Origin of the sequence: Mycobacterium ostraviense (assembly GCF_002705925.1) — a bacterium.
Lineage (GTDB): Bacteria > Actinomycetota > Actinomycetes > Mycobacteriales > Mycobacteriaceae > Mycobacterium > Mycobacterium ostraviense.
Window position 1 is genome coordinate 1,794,151 of record NZ_NKRE01000001.1, and the last position, 18,267, is coordinate 1,812,417.

The 18,267-nt window shown below is 67.8% G+C and carries 17 protein-coding genes and 1 riboswitch; of the genes, 11 read left to right on the forward strand and 6 right to left on the reverse strand.

Annotated features, from left to right (window positions below; genetic code table 11):
• Window positions 1–14 precede the first annotated feature (14 nt).
• On the forward strand, window positions 15–1,340 hold the full coding sequence (locus tag CDN38_RS08110; protein ID WP_075510997.1) for an aspartate aminotransferase family protein: 1,326 nt from the start codon (window positions 15–17) through the stop codon (window positions 1,338–1,340).
• On the opposite strand, the gene CDN38_RS08115 is transcribed toward CDN38_RS08110, so the two are convergent.
• On the reverse strand, window positions 1,337–3,571 hold the full coding sequence (locus CDN38_RS08115; RefSeq protein ID WP_099318891.1) for a VIT domain-containing protein: 2,235 nt from the start codon (window positions 3,569–3,571) through the stop codon (window positions 1,337–1,339). The genes CDN38_RS08110 and CDN38_RS08115 overlap by 4 nt on opposite strands.
• Complete coding sequence (locus CDN38_RS08120; RefSeq protein ID WP_082277156.1) at window positions 3,568–4,149, reverse strand: helix-turn-helix domain-containing protein; 582 nt, start codon at window positions 4,147–4,149, stop codon at window positions 3,568–3,570. Before CDN38_RS08120 ends, CDN38_RS08115 begins: the two co-directional genes overlap by 4 nt.
• A 120-nt stretch (window positions 4,150–4,269) precedes the next feature.
• On the opposite strand from CDN38_RS08120, the gene dacB1 reads away from it, so the two are divergent.
• The 5 genes from dacB1 (at window position 4,270) to CDN38_RS08145 (ending at window position 9,827) form a co-directional block, all read left to right on the forward strand.
• A complete protein-coding gene (gene dacB1 / locus CDN38_RS08125; protein WP_075510995.1) occupies window positions 4,270–5,496 on the forward strand; it encodes a D-alanyl-D-alanine carboxypeptidase DacB1 in 1,227 nt (408 codons plus the stop codon).
• Between the two features lie 10 nt (window positions 5,497–5,506).
• Window positions 5,507–5,833, forward strand: a complete 327-nt coding sequence (locus tag CDN38_RS08130) for a PH domain-containing protein (RefSeq protein ID WP_075510994.1) — start codon at window positions 5,507–5,509, stop codon at window positions 5,831–5,833.
• A 7-nt stretch (window positions 5,834–5,840) separates the two neighbouring features.
• Window positions 5,841–7,202, forward strand: a complete 1,362-nt coding sequence (locus CDN38_RS08135; protein WP_075510993.1) for a sugar porter family MFS transporter — start codon at window positions 5,841–5,843, stop codon at window positions 7,200–7,202.
• A complete protein-coding gene (nagA, locus tag CDN38_RS08140; protein ID WP_099318892.1) occupies window positions 7,199–8,338 on the forward strand; it encodes an N-acetylglucosamine-6-phosphate deacetylase in 1,140 nt (379 codons plus the stop codon). The genes CDN38_RS08135 and nagA overlap by 4 nt, the downstream gene beginning before the upstream one ends.
• A gap of 286 nt (window positions 8,339–8,624) precedes the next feature.
• Window positions 8,625–9,827, forward strand: a complete 1,203-nt coding sequence (locus CDN38_RS08145; protein WP_075510991.1) for a PPE family protein — start codon at window positions 8,625–8,627, stop codon at window positions 9,825–9,827.
• Between the two features lie 8 nt (window positions 9,828–9,835).
• Here CDN38_RS08145 and yhjD read toward each other — a convergent pair whose 3' ends face one another.
• Window positions 9,836–10,870, reverse strand: a complete 1,035-nt coding sequence (gene yhjD, locus CDN38_RS08150) for an inner membrane protein YhjD (RefSeq protein WP_075510990.1) — start codon at window positions 10,868–10,870, stop codon at window positions 9,836–9,838.
• Between the two features lie 3 nt (window positions 10,871–10,873).
• On the reverse strand, window positions 10,874–11,905 hold the full coding sequence (gene trpS / locus CDN38_RS08155; protein ID WP_075510989.1) for a tryptophan--tRNA ligase: 1,032 nt from the start codon (window positions 11,903–11,905) through the stop codon (window positions 10,874–10,876).
• Between the two features lie 85 nt (window positions 11,906–11,990).
• On the opposite strand from trpS, the gene ephH reads away from it, so the two are divergent.
• Window positions 11,991–12,833 carry an epoxide hydrolase EphH gene (ephH, locus tag CDN38_RS08160; RefSeq protein WP_180276304.1) on the forward strand — a complete coding sequence of 281 codons (843 nt, stop codon included), beginning with the start codon at window positions 11,991–11,993 and terminating at the stop codon, window positions 12,831–12,833.
• Window positions 12,834–12,877: 44 nt separating this feature from the next.
• Here the strand turns inward: ephH and CDN38_RS08165 are convergent, their stop codons facing one another.
• Entirely contained in the window at window positions 12,878–14,107 is a 1,230-nt protein-coding gene (locus CDN38_RS08165; RefSeq protein ID WP_075510988.1) for an NADP-dependent isocitrate dehydrogenase, read from the reverse strand.
• A 144-nt stretch (window positions 14,108–14,251) separates the two neighbouring features.
• Window positions 14,252–14,371, forward strand: a riboswitch (SAM riboswitch).
• Between the two features lie 41 nt (window positions 14,372–14,412).
• Here CDN38_RS08165 and CDN38_RS08170 point away from each other — a divergent pair.
• The 3 genes from CDN38_RS08170 to CDN38_RS08180 are packed head-to-tail and all read left to right on the forward strand — an operon-like array spanning window position 14,413 to window position 17,650.
• Window positions 14,413–15,771: a bifunctional o-acetylhomoserine/o-acetylserine sulfhydrylase gene (locus CDN38_RS08170; RefSeq protein WP_075510987.1), complete on the forward strand. Its 1,359-nt coding sequence runs from the start codon at window positions 14,413–14,415 to the stop codon at window positions 15,769–15,771.
• 11 nt (window positions 15,772–15,782) lie between these two features.
• Complete coding sequence (metX, locus tag CDN38_RS08175) at window positions 15,783–16,922, forward strand: homoserine O-acetyltransferase MetX (RefSeq protein WP_075510986.1); 1,140 nt, start codon at window positions 15,783–15,785, stop codon at window positions 16,920–16,922.
• Window positions 16,919–17,650 (forward strand): class I SAM-dependent methyltransferase, encoded by a 732-nt coding sequence (locus tag CDN38_RS08180; protein ID WP_075511036.1) that lies wholly within the window; start codon window positions 16,919–16,921, stop codon window positions 17,648–17,650. The genes metX and CDN38_RS08180 overlap by 4 nt, the downstream gene beginning before the upstream one ends.
• Here the strand turns inward: CDN38_RS08180 and CDN38_RS32925 are convergent.
• Window positions 17,575–18,021 carry a hypothetical protein gene (locus tag CDN38_RS32925; RefSeq protein ID WP_099318893.1) on the reverse strand — a complete coding sequence of 149 codons (447 nt, stop codon included), beginning with the start codon at window positions 18,019–18,021 and terminating at the stop codon, window positions 17,575–17,577. The genes CDN38_RS08180 and CDN38_RS32925 overlap by 76 nt on opposite strands.
• Between CDN38_RS32925 and CDN38_RS32930 the strand changes: the two genes are divergently transcribed.
• Window positions 18,008–18,148, forward strand: a complete 141-nt coding sequence (locus CDN38_RS32930) for a hypothetical protein (protein WP_408633004.1) — start codon at window positions 18,008–18,010, stop codon at window positions 18,146–18,148. The genes CDN38_RS32925 and CDN38_RS32930 overlap by 14 nt on opposite strands.
• Window positions 18,149–18,267: the final 119 nt, after the last annotated feature.

Sequence of the window (18,267 nt, forward strand, 5' to 3'; positions counted from 1 at the left end):
ACGCTCGCGAACAAATGACGAGCAACCTCTGGTTACATTTCGCCCGCCACGGCGCGGGGATCACACCGCCGATCATCACCCGCGGCGACGGCGTCACCATCTATGACGACCGCGGCAAAAGCTACCTCGACGCGCTGTCCGGGCTGTTCGTGGTGCAGGTCGGTCACGGCCGCACCGAGCTCGCCGAGGCCGCCGCCCGGCAAGCCGGCACGCTGTCGTACTTCCCGCTGTGGGGTTATGCCACCCCGACGGCGATCGAGCTCGCCGAGCGGCTGGCTCGCTACGCGCCCGGCGACCTGAACCGGGTATTCTTCACCAGCGGCGGCACCGAGGCCGTCGAAACGGCCTGGAAGGTGGCCAAGCAGTACTTCAAGCTCACCGGCAAACCCGGGAAACACAAGGTCATTTCGCGCTCGATCGCCTACCACGGCACCACGCAGGGCGCGCTGGCCATCACCGGCCTGCCGGCCTACAAGGCGCCGTTCGAGCCGGTGACACCCGGCGGATTCCGGGTGCCCAACACCAACTTCTACCGCGCGGCGGGGCCATTTGACACCGACCTCGCCGCGTTCGGGCAGTGGGCCGCCGACCGGATCGCCGAGGCGATCGAATTCGAGGGCCCGGACACCGTCGCCGCGGTGTTCCTGGAGCCGGTGCAGAACGCCGGCGGTTCCATCCCGCCGCCGCCGGGCTATTTCCAGCGGGTCCGCGAGATCTGCGACGAGTACGACGTGTTGCTGGTCTCCGACGAGGTGATCTGCGCGTTCGGCCGGATCGGGTCGATGTTCGCCTGTGACAACTTCGGCTATGTGCCCGACATGATCACCTGCGCCAAGGGCCTGACGTCGGGCTACTCGCCGCTGGGCGCGATGATCGCCACCGACCGGGTGTTCGAGCCGTTCAACGACGGCACGACGATGTTCGCGCACGGCTACACCTTCGGCGGTCATCCGGTGTCGACGGCCGTCGCGCTGGCCAACCTCGACATCTTCGAACGCGAGAGCCTCACCGACCGCGTCAAGCAGCATTCGCCGTTACTGCGCGCCACCCTCGAGAAGCTCTACGACCTGCCGATCGTCGGCGATGTGCGTGGCGAGGGCTTCTTCTTCAGCATCGAACTGGTCAAAGACCAGGCGACCAAGCAGACCTTCACCGGCGACGAACGCCGATCGCTGCTGAGCCGGGTGTCCGCGGCGCTGTTCGAGGCCGGGCTGTATTGCCGCACCGACGACCGCGGCGATCCGGTGATCCAGCTGGCGCCGCCACTGGTCAGCGGTCAAGCCGAATTCGACACCATCGAATCCGTCCTGCGCGCCGTGCTCGGCGAGATGCGCTTTTAGACCCAGAAGCGTCGCTTGGGAAGCAGCTTTTTGACGGCCCCGGCGGCCTCGAGCACCTGCTGCGCCCCCTCTTCGGTCGGGCTGCACAGATACCTGGTCAGCGTGTCGCACAGCGTCGTGAGCGCCGCCGTCAACGCGGGATCGGTCGCCGCGTCGCGATGAAGAATCAGCTCCGCGCAGACCTCGTCGAGTCCGGAGTCGTCGCCGCCAGCCAGTCCCTTCTCCAGCAACTTGAGCAGTTCCTTGAGGGCGCGTTTACGGGGAGCGGGTGCACCGGAAAGCGGTACGGCGTCCTTCATCGCGGTGACACCGCGCACCGCGGCCGCCGCCGGGGCCGGCAGTAATCCCACGGCCGATGCCACCCATCCCGACGGCAGCTCGACGGGCTGCACGACCTCGGTGAGCGGGCCGGCCTCGGTGTGTTCGGGATCGATGGCGACGAACGCGGTGAACCTCGACAGCACCCCAAACCGGATCGAATGCGCGACCAGCCGCTCGGCCAGCTCGTCGGAGTCGCGGCCCGACACGTAGTCGTCTTCCAGGTCGCGCACCACCGATCGTGCCCAAATCGTCTGCACTGCAACAGCTTCCGGTGACACCCGGGCGGGTAGCGCCGCCCGGAACGGGCCGTCGGGTGCGTCAGCCTCGACGCGCAGCGTTGCTTCGGCAACCGGGCCGCGATAGCGCCCGGAGATCACGCAGGGCACCCCGGCGAAGGCGTCGGGCACCCGGCTGGGCGTGACACTGCCGTCGACGATCTCGATACCGTCGGCGCGCACCCGCACCGAGGTCAGCGCCGGACGCCCGATGGTGCGGGCCAGCCTGGACATCGCCTCGTCCAGGCGCGCCTCGGATTCCACCAGCTCGGCCCGCCCGCGGCCCAGCCGGGCCAGCCGCTCCAGGAAGCCGGCGTTGACCGCCCGGTCGATGCCCACGCAGTAGAGGCGAGTTCGTCCGATCGAGGGCGCCAACAACCGCAGCAGGTGGTCCTCCCCACTGATCTGGCCATCGGTCACCAGCACCACGCTGGCCTGCCGGTCCTCCCCCGAGCCGGCCAGCATCTGCACGGCCTGGCGCAGCGGCTCGGCCATCTCCGTGCCGCCTCGGCTGCGCAACGAGCCCAGCCAGGACGCCGCGGCGAACCGGTTCTGATCCGAGCCCGAGAGCAACCCCGGCGCCATCTCCGGCGGTGTGCCGATCCGATCGTCGAAGGCCAGCACGCAGAACCGGTCGACGGTGTCGAGCATGTCCACAATGCGCCCCGCCGCTCGCCGGGCGGCGACCATCTTCCAGCCGCCCATCGACCCCGAGCGATCCAGCACCACCACGACATCGCGCGCGGCGCTGGACGGCTGCGCGGGCGGCACCACGGTGACCGACCAGGTGCCTTCCTCACCGTCGGCATCCGGGACCAGCAGCGCCGACGACGACAGCTCGCCGCGGTCGACACGGAACCGCAGCACGAAATCACGGTCGGCGCGGGCGCCCGGCTCCACCCCCAGCCGGGTCAGCCCGTCGGCGGAGGCTTCCAGAACGGTAGTCGGAAGCGAGGACCGCAAGTCCGAGATAGGCAGGCCGGCGCCGTCGACGGTCACCGAGACCTGCACGTCGGGCCGCTCGTCGGCCTCCGCAAGCTGCGGTGGGGTCACCCGCGACGCGTCGGGCACCGCGTCGGTGTCGCGCGCCCAACCCGGACCGGTCTGGTCACCGGGCAGCGGGGTTCCGGTGGTGTATCGCGGGGCGACCACGAGCGGGAAACGGAAGGTGGCCTCGCCGTCCTCGAACGCCAGCGGACCGGTCAGCCGCATCTCGATGGTGGCTTCCTCGCCTGGCCCGAGATTGCCCACCCGCACCGAGAAGACGTCGGAGCGGTCCTCCTCGACGATCGCGGCGCGCTGCCCGGCGGCCAGGGCCTGCTCGTAGTCGGTGCGGGCTTGGGCGCGCTCCTTGAGCACCCCGACCACCCGCCGCCCGGCCAGGTCGGCGACGAAATCGGTGACGCCCGCGCGGGCCGGCAACGGGAACACGTAGGTCGCTTCGATGGTCGTCTCACCGGTGTTGGCGAAACGTTGCCGCACGGTCGACGTCGCGGTCATCCCGACGACCACGGTGTCCACGCTGATCGCCTTCAGCGGCAGCCGCCGCCCATCCGCCGAGCTGAGCTCGCCGCACGTCGGCCTGCCCGCCGGTCCGGGTGCGACGGTGATCAGGGGCAGCAATTTCGTACTCATGGGGCGTCCTTTCGGGTTTCGACTCGGGTAGCGGCGAGCAGATCCAGCAACGGCGCGGCGGCCTGCCGCAAGGTGTCCAGCGCCGGCAGCGGGCCGTCGATCAGCACCGTGACGGTGTCGGAGAGCCGGACGGCGTGAATGTCGGTGACGGCCGGGCCGGCGGCCGGCGCCGGGGCGCTCTGGGGCACGGCGCGCCAGAAGCGGCCGGCCGCCCGCGATGGTTCCGCGGCGGCCTCGGGATCCCCGAGGTCAGCCGGTATGACACCGGCCGGGATGGCGGCCAGCGACGCCAGCTCCGCCGGCGACATCGCGGCCAACCGGTCGCAGATCTCCTCCAGCGACAGACCCTTGCCCTGCAGCCGCTTGATGGCGACCAAGCGCAGCAGGTGAGTACGCCCATAGGTCAGCGCGCGGCCCCGGGTCCCGGGCCGTGGCAGCAAACCCCGGGCCGTGTAGTACCGGATCATCCGTTCCGCCGGCACCGCCTTGGCCTGGCGGTTTTCCGGCGCGGCGCCCGACGCCCGCACCGCCGTGGCGGCCAGCGCGGCGAATTCGGACAACGTGAGAAGCGACGGCATTCTATTTGACAGTGTCATATAGCTACTCGACACTGTCAAATGCTAATTTTTAACTTCCGCCTCACCAGTCACAGCGCGGCTCCCGGCGATCCGGCCGCCGATCGCCTAATCTGCACACCGATGTACCTGTTACGCGCAGCATCGTGCCTGGTCGCAGCCGCATTCCTGGCAGCGGGACCGGCCGCTGTGCCGACCGCACACGCCGAACCCAACGCGGCGGCCAACGGCGCCGGAAATTGCCCGTACAAGGTGTCCACCCCGCCGGCGGTGGACTCCTCGGAAGTCCCGACGGCCGGTGACCCGCCGCTGCCACTGGCGGTGCCCCCGACACCGGTCGGCGGCAACGCCCTGGCCGGCTGCGGCATCATCACCGCACCGGATACCCCAGCGATACCGGGCGACGTTTCCGCCGAGGCGTGGCTGGTGGCCGATCTGGACAGCGGCGCCGTCATCGCCGCCCGCGATCCGCACGGCCGGCACCGCCCGGCCAGCATCATCAAGGTGCTGGTGGCGATGGCCGCGATCAACGAACTCAACCTCAACAAGTCGGTCGCCGGGACCGATGACGACGCGGCCGCCGAGGGCACCAAGGTCGGCGTCGACGCCGGCGGCAGCTATACCGTCAACCAGCTGCTGCACGGCCTGCTGATGCATTCGGGCAACGACGCCGCGCACGCGTTGGCCCGCCAACTCGGCGGCATGCAGATGGCGCTGGAAAAGATCAACGTGCTGGCCGCCAAGCTGGGCGGGCGCGACACCCGGGTGGCGACGCCGTCCGGCCTCGACGGGCCGGGCATGAGCACCTCGGCCTACGACATCGGGCTGTTCTATCGGTACGCCTGGCGCAACCCCACCTTCGCCGACATCGTCGCCACCCGCAGCTACGACTTCCCCGGCCACGGCGACCATCCCGGCTACGAGCTGGAAAACGACAATCAGCTGCTCTACCACTACCCGGGTGCGCTGGGCGGCAAGACCGGTTACACCGACGACGCCGGCCAGACCTTCGTCGGAGCCGCCAACCGCAACGGTCGCCGCCTGATGGCGGTGCTGCTGCACGGAACCCGCCAGCCGATCGCGCCGTGGGAACAAGCCGCCCACCTGCTGGACTACGGCTTCAGCACCCCGCAGGGCACCCAGATCGGTTCGCTGATCGAGCCCGACCCGGCACTGGCGTCCGGGAGGGACAGACCGGGCGAACACCAGCCCGATGCCGCCCGGGCGGCTGGCCTCATGTCCCCGGCCGACGCTTTGCCGGTCCGGGTGGGGGTGGCGGTGATCGGCGCCGTCGTCGTGTTCGGATTGATCATGGTCGCAAGGTCGATGAACAGCCGCGCTCAGCACTAGACTTTGCGAGATGACCGCCCTTTACGAGGACCCGGGCCTCACCCTGGACGACGATGGAATCACCATCCGCCGCTATTACTTCCCGTTTGCTGGCTCGAAGCGGATCGCCTACCGAGACATCAAGGGCATCAAGACCGAACAGATGCGTTGGGCGTCCGGCAAGGGCCGGTTCTGGGGCGCGACCGACCCGCGCTATTGGTTCCCGCTGGACGTCAAACGGGGCAGCAAGAACACCCTGCTGATCCTCGATGTGGGCAGCCGGGTCAAACCGTGCATCACCCCCGAGGACCCCGACCGCGTCATCGAGTTACTCAAGGCCCGGGTGTCGGCGAGCTGAGCTGTCCGTGCAGCGGGGAATACAGGTCGGGCTCACCGCGGCCAGCGTCGGCCTCATCTACGGCTACGACCTGTCCAGCATCGCCGGCGCGCTGCTGTTCGTCACCGAGGAGTTCGGTCTCACCACCCGCCAGCAGGAGCTGCTGACCACGACGGTGGTGATCGGCCAGATCATCGGGGCGCTCGGGGCCGGCGTGCTGGCCAACGCTATCGGGCGCAACAAGTCGACGGTGCTGCTCACCGCCGGCTTCGCGGTGTTCGCGCTGCTCGGCGCGTCGGCCGTGTCCTTTCCGATGCTGCTGGTGGCCCGCCTGTTGCTGGGGGTGACCATCGGCGTGGCGGTGGTGGTGGTTCCGGTGTACGTGGCCGAATCCGCGCCGGCGGCGGTGCGCGGGTCATTGCTGACCACGTATCAGGTGGCGATTCTCAGCGGCATCATCCTGGGCTACCTGGTGGGTTACCTGCTGGCCGGCGCGCATGGCTGGCGGTGGATCCTGGGGCTCGCGGCGGTACCGGCCACGCTGCTGCTGCCGTTCTTGGCGCGGCTGCCCGACACCGCTCGCTGGTACCTGCTCAAGGGCCGAGTCGACGAGGCACGAACGGCGCTGCTGCGCATCGAATCCGAGGCCACCGTCGATACCCAGCTGGCCGACATGGCCGCCGCTCTCGGCGAAGGCAGCGGACGGATTTCCGAGATGCTGCGACCGCCGTATCGGCGCGCCACCTTGTTCGTGGTCAGCCTCGGCTTTCTGGTCCAGATCACCGGGATCAACGCGATCATCTATTACAGCCCACGGATCTTTGCGGCCATGGGTTTCACGGGTGATTTCGCGTTGTTGGGACTGCCGGCGCTGGTGCAGCTGGCCGGATTGTCGGCGGTCTTCGTCTCGCTGTTTTCCGTCGACCGGTGGGGACGGCGCCCGATCCTGCTGTCAGGCATCGCGATGATGATCGCCGCAGACGGCGTACTGGTCGTGACATTCGCCCACGGCGCCGGCAGCGGACTGATCGGCGGATTCGGCGGGGTGCTGCTGTTCATCGTCGGCTTCAACTTCGGATTCGGCTCGCTGGTCTGGGTGTACGCCGGCGAAAGCTTCCCCGCCCGGCTGCGGTCGATGGGGTCGAGCGCGATGCTCACCTCGACGCTGACGGCCAACGCGATCGTTGCCGGCTTCTTTCTCACCATGCTGCATTGGCTCGGCGGCGCAGCCGTTTTCGCGCTCTTCGGGGCGCTCACCGTGATCGCCTTCGTGGTGGTGCTCGGATATGCGCCGGAGACCAAGGGCCGCGAGCTCGAGGAGATCCAGCGTTACTGGGAGAACGGCGGCCACTGGCCTACCGAACCTTCCCAGGCCCCGGGGCCTCAGTGAGCCTGGTCTGTGCCGGCACCGCGGTCATCGACGGCCGAGTGTGCCGGCCGGGCTGGGTGCACACCGCGGGCCGCACGATTTCGAGCTGCGGTGCCGGCCGGCCAGCGCAGCCGGCCGACGTCGTTTTCCCTGACGCCGTTGTGGTGCCCGGTTTCGTCGACATGCACGTGCACGGCGGCGGCGGCGCGTCCTGCACCGACGGGCATATTGCCTGGGCGGCCGGCTTTCACCGGCGGCACGGCACCACGACCATGCTGGCCAGTCTGGTCACCGCCGGGCCAGCGGAGCTGCTCGAGGCGGTGGCTCGGGCCGCCGACGCCACCCGGTCGGGCGCCGTCGCCGGGATCCATCTGGAGGGGCCGTGGTTGAGCCCGGCTCGCTGCGGCGCACACGACCCCACGCGGATGCGCGCCCCGGACCCGGCCGAGATCGACGCAGTGTTGGCCGCCGCCGACGGCGCCATTCGCATGGTGACGCTGGCCCCCGAGCTGCCCGGTGCGGACCAGGCGATCCGCCGCTTGCTGGACGCGAATGTGGTTGTGGCCATAGGTCATTCGGACGCGACGTACGAACAGGCCCGGCATGCCGTGGGGCTCGGGGCGACGGTGGGCACTCATCTGTTCAATGCGATGCCGCCGCTGGACCATCGCGCGCCCGGGCCGGCGCTGGCATTGCTGGAGGACCCTCGGGTGACGGTCGAACTGATCGCCGACGGTGTCCACGTCCACCCCGCGGTGGTGCGGACGGTGATCGCGGCCATCGGACCCAACCGGGTGGCCCTGATCACCGACGCGATGGCCGCCGCCGGATCCGGCGACGGGGCATACCGGCTGGGCTCGGTGCCGATCGACGTCGCGGCCGGCGTGGCTCGGGTGCGCGGCACGTCGACGATCGCCGGCAGCACGGCCACCATGGATCAGCTGTTTCGCAGCGTGGCCGGACCCGATCCCGACGACGACACGCTGGCCGCCGCGGTGCAGCTGACCTCGGCCACTCCGGCCCGGGCGCTCGGGTTGGCGGACATCGGCAGCCTGCGGGCCGGCTGTGCCGCCGATCTCGTTGTCCTGGACCGCGATCTGTGGGTGGTAGCGGTGATGCGCAACGGGACGTGGCAGACGCAGCCCGGGGAAACGTGAGAGCCCTCGCCGCGACCTCAGCAGACCTTAAGCCGACCTAAGCAACCGTAGCGTTTCTCAATAATTGACAAGAGTTGTATCGGGTGAGTTTGATATTCCCGAACTCGTGAGCCAGGCCCCGGTGCAGTGGTCGACCACGACCTTGCCGTGCAGGTAGGCCGAATGCAAGTAAAACGCCAGCAAAAGGAGTGCCGGTAGTGACGCTGCGCGTAGTACCTCACCGGTCCGGGGTCGGTGATGCCGCGGCCGAGACCCAACTGATCTCGGGCGCATCAGGCGGCTCGGTATGACGGCGCCGGTCTGGATTGCCTCCCCGCCGGAGGTGCATTCGGCGTTGCTGAGTTCGGGTCCGGGCCCCGCTCCGCTGCTGGCGGCCGCTGCGGCGTGGACCTCGCTGAGCACCGAATATGCCTCTGTCGCAGAAGAACTCACCGCAGCACTGGCCGCGGTGCAGGCCGCGGCGTGGCAAGGCCCGAGCGCCGAGCGCTATGTGGCCGCGCATCTGCCTTATGTGGCCTGGTTGACCCAGGCCAGTGCGGACAGCGCGGCGTTGGCCACCCAGCACGAGGCTGCGGCGACCGCCTATGCCGGCGCGCTGGCGGCGATGCCGACGCTGGCGGAATTGGCCGCCAACCACCTCACCCACGGGGTGCTGGTGGCGACGAATTTCTTTGGGATCAACACCATCCCGATCGCGCTCAATGAAGCCGACTATGTGCGGATGTGGATCCAGGCCGCCACCACGATGGGCGTCTACGAGGCCGCTGCGGGTGCGGCGGTGGCAGCGGCGCCCCGGACCGCACCGGCGCCGGTACTGCTCAGCGCCGGAGTCGGCGCGGCCAGCGCCCTCCCCGCCGCCGTGGCGGTGGGAGAACTTCCGATCATCATCGTGATCTTGATACAGATCGTTCTGATATTGCTCGAGATCCTGTTTGCCGTGGTCGCGTACACGATCGTGATCGCACTGATCACGCCGCTGCTGATCCTCACCTACGCGATCGTCTTCGCGATCTTGGGGCTCATCTTTGGCCCGCCGTTGCTGGTGATCGCAACACCTTTCGTGCTGGCCGGCGCGTTGATCGCGGTGCCGACGTCGTTGTCGACCGCGTTGCCGATCGGCATTGGCGTGGGCAGCCAGCTGGCAGTGGACACCGAGCCGGTCGATGACGACCTCAAGACGGCGGACCCGGTGCTGGTTGCCGCGGTGGGCGGTGGGTCTGCTCCGGTGAGGCTGCCGGCAGGTGATGCGCCGGCGCCGGCGGTCCGGCCCGTCGCTGCGGTGGCGCCGACTCCCGCGGCCACACCGGCGTCGGCGCTGGCTTCCGACCGGGGTGCCGGGACGTGGGGATTTGCCGGGACCGCCGGCAAGGAGACCGTCGCGCAGCCATCGGGGTTGGCAGTGCTGCATGGTGAGGGACTCGCCGCCGGTCCGCGGATGCCGATGCTGCCGAGCGGCTGGGGCGCCGATCTGGTCGCCGCGGTGAGTTAACGGCGCTACTACCGTCGCCGGCGCAGTAGTCGCGAAAACGTCAGCGCCCCAAGCGCTCCGGTGGCCACCGCGGCCAGAGTCTGCCGTGCCGACAGGCCCTCGTCGACCTGTATGCGCGGCCGGATGATCGCGGGGCCCGGCGGATCGACATGTTTGGCACGCGGGTCGTCCTCGGTTTCGGTGGCCGCCCACGCGGTGGCGAACAGCACCAGGTACGCAGTGACATAGGCGAACACCATCAAACCCAGCACCGGCCCGAACGTCGCGCCCGCCGGGCTGCGCAGGACCATCCGCAGGTAGATCGACCCCACCTGCTTGAACAGCTCGAACCCGACCGCCGCCATCAAACCGGCCCGCATCGAGGTGACGAAGCGTCCCGACTGCCGCGGCAGCCGCGCGATCATCCAGGTGAACAACAGCCACGACACCACCACCGACAGCACTACCGAGATCGCCCTGAAGATCCAATCCAGCACCGAAAACTCCGGGATTCCAAGCCATTTCAAAGCCGTCGCCATCGGCCGCAGGTAACTGAACGCGGTGAGTGCGATGGTTGCCATGGTCACCACGAACGTCCCGACCATCGCCGCCAGGTCAGAGAGCTTGTTGCGCACGTAATTCCCCAACTCGACGGGATGTGCCCACATCTCGCTCAGCGCCACCCGCAGATGTGACATCCACCCCAGCCCCGCCCACGCCGCGGTGGCCAGACCGATCACGCCGACCGACGCCCGCGCATCGATCGCCGAGTTCATCAAGTCGATCAGCTGCTGACCAAAGGCCCCCGGAACCAGGGCCCGGATCCGGTCATAGGTCATGTTCAGCAGTTTGTCGTTGCGCGACAGGGTGAACCCGACGACGGCGAAACCGACCATCAGCAACGGGAACAACGCGAAGATCGTGTAATACGTCAGGCCGGCCGCGTAGAAGCCGCCGCGGCGCTCGCTGAACCGCGTGTAGGCGCGCATCGCATGGTCGAACCACCCATACCGGGCCCGCAGCCGATCCAGGACTCCAGGCTCGGCCGGCTCAGTCGTGGTCAAGCGCTACCCCCGTTGTGGAAGAAACCCCAGCCGATCGTAGACCCGTTGCACGGTCTTGCTGGCGACGTCGTGAGCGCGCTCGGCCCCGGCCTGCAGTACGGACTCGAGTTCGGCCACGTCCGCGGTCAGCTCGTCGACCCGGGCCTTGATCGGGCTGACGTAGGCGACGACGGCCTCTGCGGTGTCCTTCTTCAGGTCGCCGTAGCCGCGTCCGGCATAGCCGTCGACGAGAGTGTCGATGCCGACCCCGGTGACCGCCGACTGGATGCTGAGCAGATTCGACACACCCGGTTTGGCGTCCGGGTCGTAGCGAATGTCGCGTTCGCTGTCGGTCACGGCCGAGCGAATCTTCTTGGCGGACACCGCCGGGTCGTCGAGCAGGCTGATCAGCCCGGCGTCGGTGCTGGCCGACTTGCTCATCTTCGAAGTCGGGTCCTGCAGGTCGTAGATCTTGGCGGTGATCTTGGGAATGAGCACATCGGGAACCACGAAGGTGTCCGGGAAGCGGCTGTTGAACCGCTGCGCGACGTCGCGTGCCAGCTCCAGGTGCTGGCGCTGGTCCTCCCCCACCGGCACCAGGTCGCTGTCGTAGGCCAGCACGTCGGCGGCCTGCAAGACCGGGTAGGTGAACAGGCCGACGGTGGTGGACTCGGCGCCTTGGCGACTCGACTTGTCTTTGAACTGAGTCATCCGCGAGGCCTGACCGAAACCGGTGAAACACCCCAGCACCCAGGCCAACTGGCTATGGGCGGGGACGTGACTCTGCACGAAGATGGTGGCGCGCGCGGAATCGATGCCCAGCGCCAGGTACTGCGCGGCGGTGATCAGGGTCCGGCGGCGCAGCGCTTCTGGATCCTGCGGCAGGGTGATCGCGTGCAGGTCGACCACGCAGAAGAATGCGTCCCAGTTATCTTGCAAGTCGTCCTGCAGCGCAACCCACTGGGTGACGGCGCCCAGGGCGTTGCCGAGGTGAAGCGAATCGGAGGTTGGCTGCACGCCGGAGAAAATCCGGCGGGATCCGGTGGGGGTGCTCATGATGCCCCTGATCTTGTCACGCGGGCAGCGGGGTGATTCGCAGACGCTTGCGATACCGGCGGTACCAACTTGTAATGTCGGAAATATGACGACCCGTACACCGATCCACCTGGGTTCCGGCGAGCCGGTGCTGCTGCTGCACCCGTTTCTGCTGTCCCAGGCGGTATGGGAGAAGGTGGCCCGGCGGCTGGCCGACACCGGCCGTTACGAGGTTTTCGCCCCGACCATGGCCAGCCACAACGGCGGGCCCCGTGCCGGTACCTGGTTTCTGTCTTCGGCGGTGCTAGCCGATCACGTCGAGCGCCAGATGGACGAACTGGGCTGGGATACCGCGCACATCGTCGGCAACTCGCTGGGCGGCTGGGTGGCATTCGAGCTGGAGCGGCGCGGGCGGGCACGCAGCGTCACCGGCATCGCCCCCGCCGGCGGTTGGCACCGCTGGAGCCCGGCCAAGTTCGAGGTGATCGCCAAGTTCATCCTGGGTATCCCGCTGCTGGTGTCCGCCTGGATGTTCCGGCAGCGGGTGCTGCGGCTGCCGTTCAGCCGCCGGCTGGCCACCTATGCGATCAGCGCGTCACCGGACGGGGTCACCGACGCCGAACTGCACGGCATCATCAACGACGTGGCGCACTGCCCGGCCTACTTCCAGCTGCTGGTCAAGGCGCTGCTCATGCACGGCTTGCGGGAATTGGCCGAGAACGCCGTCCCGGCGCATCTGGTGATCTGCGGTAAGGACCGGATCATCCCCTCACCCCGCTATACCCGGCACTTCACCACCCACCTGCCCGACGACCACCGTGTCACCGTGATCAAGAACGTGGGCCACGTTCCGATGTACGAGGCGCCGGACCGCATCACCGAGGTGGTCAGCAGCTTCATCGAGGAATGCTGCCCGCACATCCGGGCCGTCGACCCGCCGGCGAGCTAACCAGCCAGGTTCCCGTCGAGTGTGCGGCTTCCACGGTGAGCGCACTAGCCAACCAGCCTTTTCTCCAGGTTCTCGGCGATCGCGTCGAGAAACTCCTCGCTGTTGAGCCAGCCCTGCTCCGGGCCGATCAGGATGGCCAGATCCTTGGTCATCTTGCCGCTCTCCACCGTCTTGATGACCACGTCTTCCAGCGTCTGGGCGAATTCGACGACCGCGGGGGTGTCGTCCAGCTTGCCGCGATGCGCCAGCCCGCGGGTCCAAGCGAAGATCGAGGCGATCGGATTGGTCGAGGTGGGCTGCCCGGCCTGGTACTGCCGGTAATGGCGGGTGACCGTGCCGTGAGCGGCCTCGGCCTCGACCGTCTTGCCGTCAGCCGTCATCAGCACCGACGTCATCAGCCCCAGCGAGCCGTAGCCCTGCGCGACGGTATCGGACTGGACGTCGCCGTCGTAGTTCTTGCACGCCCAGACGTAGCCACCCTCCCACTTCAGGCACGCGGCAACCATGTCGTCGATCAGGCGGTGCTCGTAGGTCAGGCCTTCGGCTTCGAACTTGTCTTTGAATTCGGTTTCGTAGATCCGCTGGAACTCGTCTTTGAACATGCCGTCGTAGGCCTTGAGGATGGTGTTCTTGGTCGACAGATAGACCGGCCATTTGGCGTTCAGGCCATAGGAGAACGACGCGCGGGCGAAATCCTGGATGGATTTGCGGAAGTTGTACATTCCCATCACGACCCCGCCGTCTTCGGGAATGGACACGAGTTCATGGATGATCGGCTGACCGCCGTCGGCGGGAGTGAACGTCAGGGTGACGGTGCCGGGCTTTTCCACCTTGAAATTCGTCGCGCGGTATTGATCGCCAAAAGCGTGCCGGCCGATGACAATTGGTTTGGTCCAGCCCGGAACCAGCCGCGGCACATTCGAGATCACGATCGGCTCGCGGAAGATGGTGCCGCCCAAGATGTTCCGTATCGTCCCGTTGGGTGACAGCCACATCTTCTTCAGGTTGAATTCCTGGACGCGCGCCTCGTCGGGGGTGATGGTCGCGCATTTGACGCCCACACCGTGGCGCTTGATGGCATAGGCCGCGTCGATAGTCACCTGGTCGTTCGTTTGGTCACGGTGCTCGATGCCCAGGTCGTAATACTCCAGGTTGATGTCGAGGTGCGGCAGGATCAGCTTGTCCTTGATCAGCTTCCAGATGACGCGGGTCATCTCGTCACCGTCGAGCTCTACCAACGGGCCTTTGACCTTGATCTTGGCTTCACTGGACATGCGGGCCCGAATCCTCCAGCCTGGTGAGCTTTGGGTGAGCGGTTGCTCTTTCTGGCCACGTTACTAGCAGGGTTCACCCGCCCAACCGGGCCGGAGTTGGTCACAGTTGGCATGAAGCTGCCGCCGTACGGTAGGCTTCGAATCGGTCATGAGCGCCAGCGTCAAGCCCCGGCTTGCTGGCCGGCAACCCTCCAACCGCGGTGGGGTGCCCCGGGTGATGACCCGGTTGAGTAGCCACAATCGGCTACACGGCAAGCGCGGGTCCGCCATGACGGGCCCCCTGAGCTGACAGGGAGTTATGTCATATGAGCGCCGAAAACACCAGCACCGACGGCGATCCGGCCGCACACTGGTCGTTCGAAACCAAGCAGATTCACGCTGGCCAGCAGCCCGACTCCGCGACCAACGCGCGGGCGCTGCCGATCTACCAGACCACCTCGTACACCTTCGAAAACACCGCACACGCTGCGGCTTTATTCGGGCTCGAGGTGCCCGGCAACATCTACACGCGAATCGGCAACCCGACCACCGATGTGGTCGAGCAGCGCATCGCGGCCCTCGAGGGCGGGGTGGCCGCGTTGTTCCTGTCCTCCGGTCAGGCCGCGGAGACCTTCGCCATCCTGAACCTGGCAGGCGCGGGTGATCACATCGTGTCCAGCCCGCGGCTGTACGGGGGCACCTACAACCTGTTCCACTATTCGCTGGGGAAGCTGGGCATCGAGGTCAGCTTCGTCGAGGATCCCGACGATCTGGACTCCTGGCAGGCCGCCGTCCGGCCGAACACCAAGGCCTTTTTCGCGGAGACCATCTCCAACCCGCAGATCGACATCCTGGACACCCCGGGGGTGGCCGAGGTCGCCCACCGCAACGGCGTACCGCTGATCGTCGACAACACCATCGCCACGCCCTACCTGATCCAGCCGTTCACCCAGGGCGCCGACATCGTGGTGCACTCGGCCACCAAGTACCTGGGCGGACACGGGGCCGCGATCGCGGGTGTGATCGTCGACGGCGGAAAGTTCGACTGGACGCAGGGCCGCTTCCCTGGATTCACCACACCCGACCCCAGTTACCACGGCGTGGTGTTCGCCGAATTGGGACCACCGGCGTTCGCGCTCAAGGCCCGGGTGCAGCTGCTGCGCGATCTGGGTTCGGCGGCCTCGCCGTTCAACGCGTTTTTGGTGGCACAGGGTCTGGAGACGCTGAGTCTGCGGATCGAGCGGCACGTCGCGAATGCCCAACGCGTGGCCGAGTTCCTGGACGCCCGCGACGACGTGCTGTCGGTCAATTACGCGGGGCTGCCCAGTTCGCCGTGGCATGAGCGGGCAAAGAAGCTGGCGCCCAAGGGAACCGGTGCTGTCCTATCCTTCGAGCTGGCCGGTGGCATCGAGGCCGGCAAGGCGTTCGTCAACGCGCTGAAACTGCACAGCCACGTCGCCAACATCGGCGACGTCCGCTCGCTGGTGATCCACCCTGCATCCACCACCCACGCCCAACTGAGCCCGGCCGAGCAGCTGGCCACCGGCGTCAGCCCGGGATTGGTGCGGTTGGCCGTCGGGATCGAGGGTATCGACGACATCCTGGCCGACCTCGAGCTCGGCTTCGCCGCGGCCCGAAAATTCAGCGAGTTCAGCGGCGAGTCGCAGGCCGTGGCAGCCTTCTGAGGGGCTCTGACGTGACGATCTCCGAGGTGCCCACCCAGACGCTGCCCGCCGAAGGTGAGATCGGCTTGGTCGACATCGGCTCGCTGCGCCTGGAAAGCGGTGCGGTGATCGACGACGTCTGCATCGCCGTACAGCGTTGGGGCAAGCTGTCACCCACCCGCGACAACGTCGTGGTGGTGCTGCACGCGCTCACCGGTGATTCACACATCACCGGGCCCGCCGGACCGGGGCACCCCACCCCCGGCTGGTGGGATGGGGTCGCCGGGCCGGGCGCGCCGATCGACACCGACCGCTGGTGCGCGGTGGCCACCAATGTGCTGGGCGGTTGCCGCGGCTCCACCGGGCCCAGTTCCCGTGCCCGCGACGGAAAGCCTTGGGGCTCAAGGTTTCCGACGATCACGGTCCGCGACCAGGTGCAGGCCGATATGGCCGCACTGGCCGCGATGGGCATCACCCAGGTAGCCGCCGTGGTCGGCGGGTCCATGGGCGGGGCCCGCGCGCTGGAATGGATTGTCGGCCACCCCGACCGGGTACGCTCGGCGCTGCTGCTGGCGGTCGGCGCACGCGCCACCGCGGACCAGATCGGCACGCAGACAACCCAGATCGAGGCCATCAAGGCCGACCCGAATTGGCAGGGCGGCGACTACCACGACACGGACCGCAAGCCCGAGGCGGGGCTGAAGATCGCCCGGCGCGTTGCGCACCTGACCTACCGCGGCGAGACCGAACTCGACAACCGGTTCGCCAACCGCGGCCAGGACGGCGAAGATCCCGCTGACGGCGGGCGCTACGCGGTGCAGAGCTACCTGGAACACCAGGGGAGCAAGCTGTTGTCCCGATTCGACGCCGGCAGCTATGTGGTGTTGACCGAGACCCTCAACAGCCACGATGTCGGCCGCGGACGCGCCGGCGTCGCCGCGGCGCTGCGCGGCTGTCCGGTGCCCGTCGTCGTCGGTGGTATCACCTCCGACCGGCTCTATCCGCTGCGCTTGCAGCAGGAGCTGGCCGAGTTGCTGCCCGGCTGCGCCGGCCTACGAGTTGTCGACTCGGTATGCGGGCACGACGGGTTCCTGATCGAAATGGAAGCCGTGGGCGAATTGATCCGCCAGACATTGCAATTGGCCGACGATCAAGGCCTGCGCCCATGGTGACCCGGTCCAGCCAGGACCCGTCGCTGTCATTCGGTTCGGCGGCAGCTGCCTACGAGCGGGGACGCCCCTCTTATCCACCCGAAGCCATCGACTGGCTGCTGCCGGCCGGCGCCCGCGACGTTCTTGACCTGGGTGCCGGCACCGGCAAACTGACCACCCGGCTGGTCGAGCGCGGGCTCGACGTGGTGGCCGTCGACCCGATTCCGGAAATGCTTGAAGTGCTTCGTGCCTCCCTACCGGAGACGCTGGCGCTGCTGGGCACGGCGGAAGAGATTCCGTTGGCGCACAACAGCGTTGACGCGGTGCTGGTGGCTCAGGCCTGGCATTGGGTGGATCCCGCGCGCGCCATCCCCGAGGTCGCGCGGGTGCTACGGCCCGGCGGGCGGCTGGGTTTGGTGTGGAACACCCGCGACGAGCGCCTCGGCTGGGTCCGCGAGCTGGGCCAGATCATCGGGCGCGACGGCGATCCCACGCGTGACAAAGCGACGCTGCCCGAACCCTTCATCGACGTGGAACGTTTCCAGGTCGAGTGGACGAATTACCTTACACCGCAGGCATTGATCGACCTGGTGGCGTCTCGCAGCTACTGCATCACCTCACCGGCGAAGGTGCGCACCAAGACACTGGGCCAGGTCCGTCAGTTGTTGGCCACTCACCCGGCGCTGGCGAATTCCGCCGGTTTGGCGCTGCCGTACGTCACGGTGTGCGTACGGGCGACGTTGTCCTGACGTCGAGACTTGAAACGGCCGCGTTCGCGCTGCCCGTGCGCGTCGAATGTGACGCTGCCGTCACACGCGGGCTCGAACGTGACGTTGCAGTCACGCTCGGGTGTTACGGCCCGGTGCCCTGGTAGAAGAAGCCGGAGAGTTGCCGGCCTACGTTCGACATACCCGAACTGATTGAGGTCGATGATGCTGGTGTTGTACAAACCCGAGAGGCCGGCGCCGCTGTTCAGCACGCCCGACAGCACCGTGCGGCGGTCAATCAGATCTGGCTCGAGATCGCGATGCTCGCCGCCGACCTGATCACAGCGCGCCCAGCGCCTCGCCCTGTCCGGCGCGCTGCGTGTCGCCGAACCGAAACGGTTGCGGCTGGCCATCTTCGGCGTCGCCGGCCGAGTCATCCGCACAGCGCGCCGCCGCATCTTGCGCATCCCGTCCACCTGGCCATGGGCCGAGGAGATCACCAGCGCCCACCAACGACTGGCCGCGCTCGCACCACCCTGACCCGGCCACTGCCCGTCCCGCGACACTGCACATCCCCGAATCCCCAAGAGCACCAGGAGTGTCCGCACAACCACGCCGAGCGGCCAACCACGCACGCTGATATCACCGCTGCGCGACGG

Excerpts from the sequence above, each read along its gene's own strand:
- CDN38_RS08110 (WP_075510997.1), top strand. The coding sequence starts at position 15 with ATGACGAGCAACCTCTGGTTACATTTCGCCCGCCACGGCGCGGGGATC.
- ephH (WP_180276304.1), top strand. The coding sequence starts at position 11,991 with ATGACGACCCGTACACCGATCCACCTGGGTTCCGGCGAGCCGGTGCTG.
- CDN38_RS32925 (WP_099318893.1), bottom strand. The coding sequence starts at position 18,021 with ATGGCCAGCCGCAACCGTTTCGGTTCGGCGACACGCAGCGCGCCGGAC.
- CDN38_RS08145 (WP_075510991.1), top strand. The coding sequence starts at position 8,625 with ATGACGGCGCCGGTCTGGATTGCCTCCCCGCCGGAGGTGCATTCGGCG.
- CDN38_RS08165 (WP_075510988.1), bottom strand. The coding sequence starts at position 14,107 with ATGTCCAGTGAAGCCAAGATCAAGGTCAAAGGCCCGTTGGTAGAGCTC.
- dacB1 (WP_075510995.1), top strand. The coding sequence starts at position 4,270 with ATGTACCTGTTACGCGCAGCATCGTGCCTGGTCGCAGCCGCATTCCTG.
- CDN38_RS08170 (WP_075510987.1), top strand. The coding sequence starts at position 14,413 with ATGAGCGCCGAAAACACCAGCACCGACGGCGATCCGGCCGCACACTGG.
- CDN38_RS08130 (WP_075510994.1), top strand. The coding sequence starts at position 5,507 with ATGACCGCCCTTTACGAGGACCCGGGCCTCACCCTGGACGACGATGGA.
- CDN38_RS08120 (WP_082277156.1), bottom strand. The coding sequence starts at position 4,149 with ATGCCGTCGCTTCTCACGTTGTCCGAATTCGCCGCGCTGGCCGCCACG.
- CDN38_RS08115 (WP_099318891.1), bottom strand. The coding sequence starts at position 3,571 with ATGAGTACGAAATTGCTGCCCCTGATCACCGTCGCACCCGGACCGGCG.
- trpS (WP_075510989.1), bottom strand. The coding sequence starts at position 11,905 with ATGAGCACCCCCACCGGATCCCGCCGGATTTTCTCCGGCGTGCAGCCA.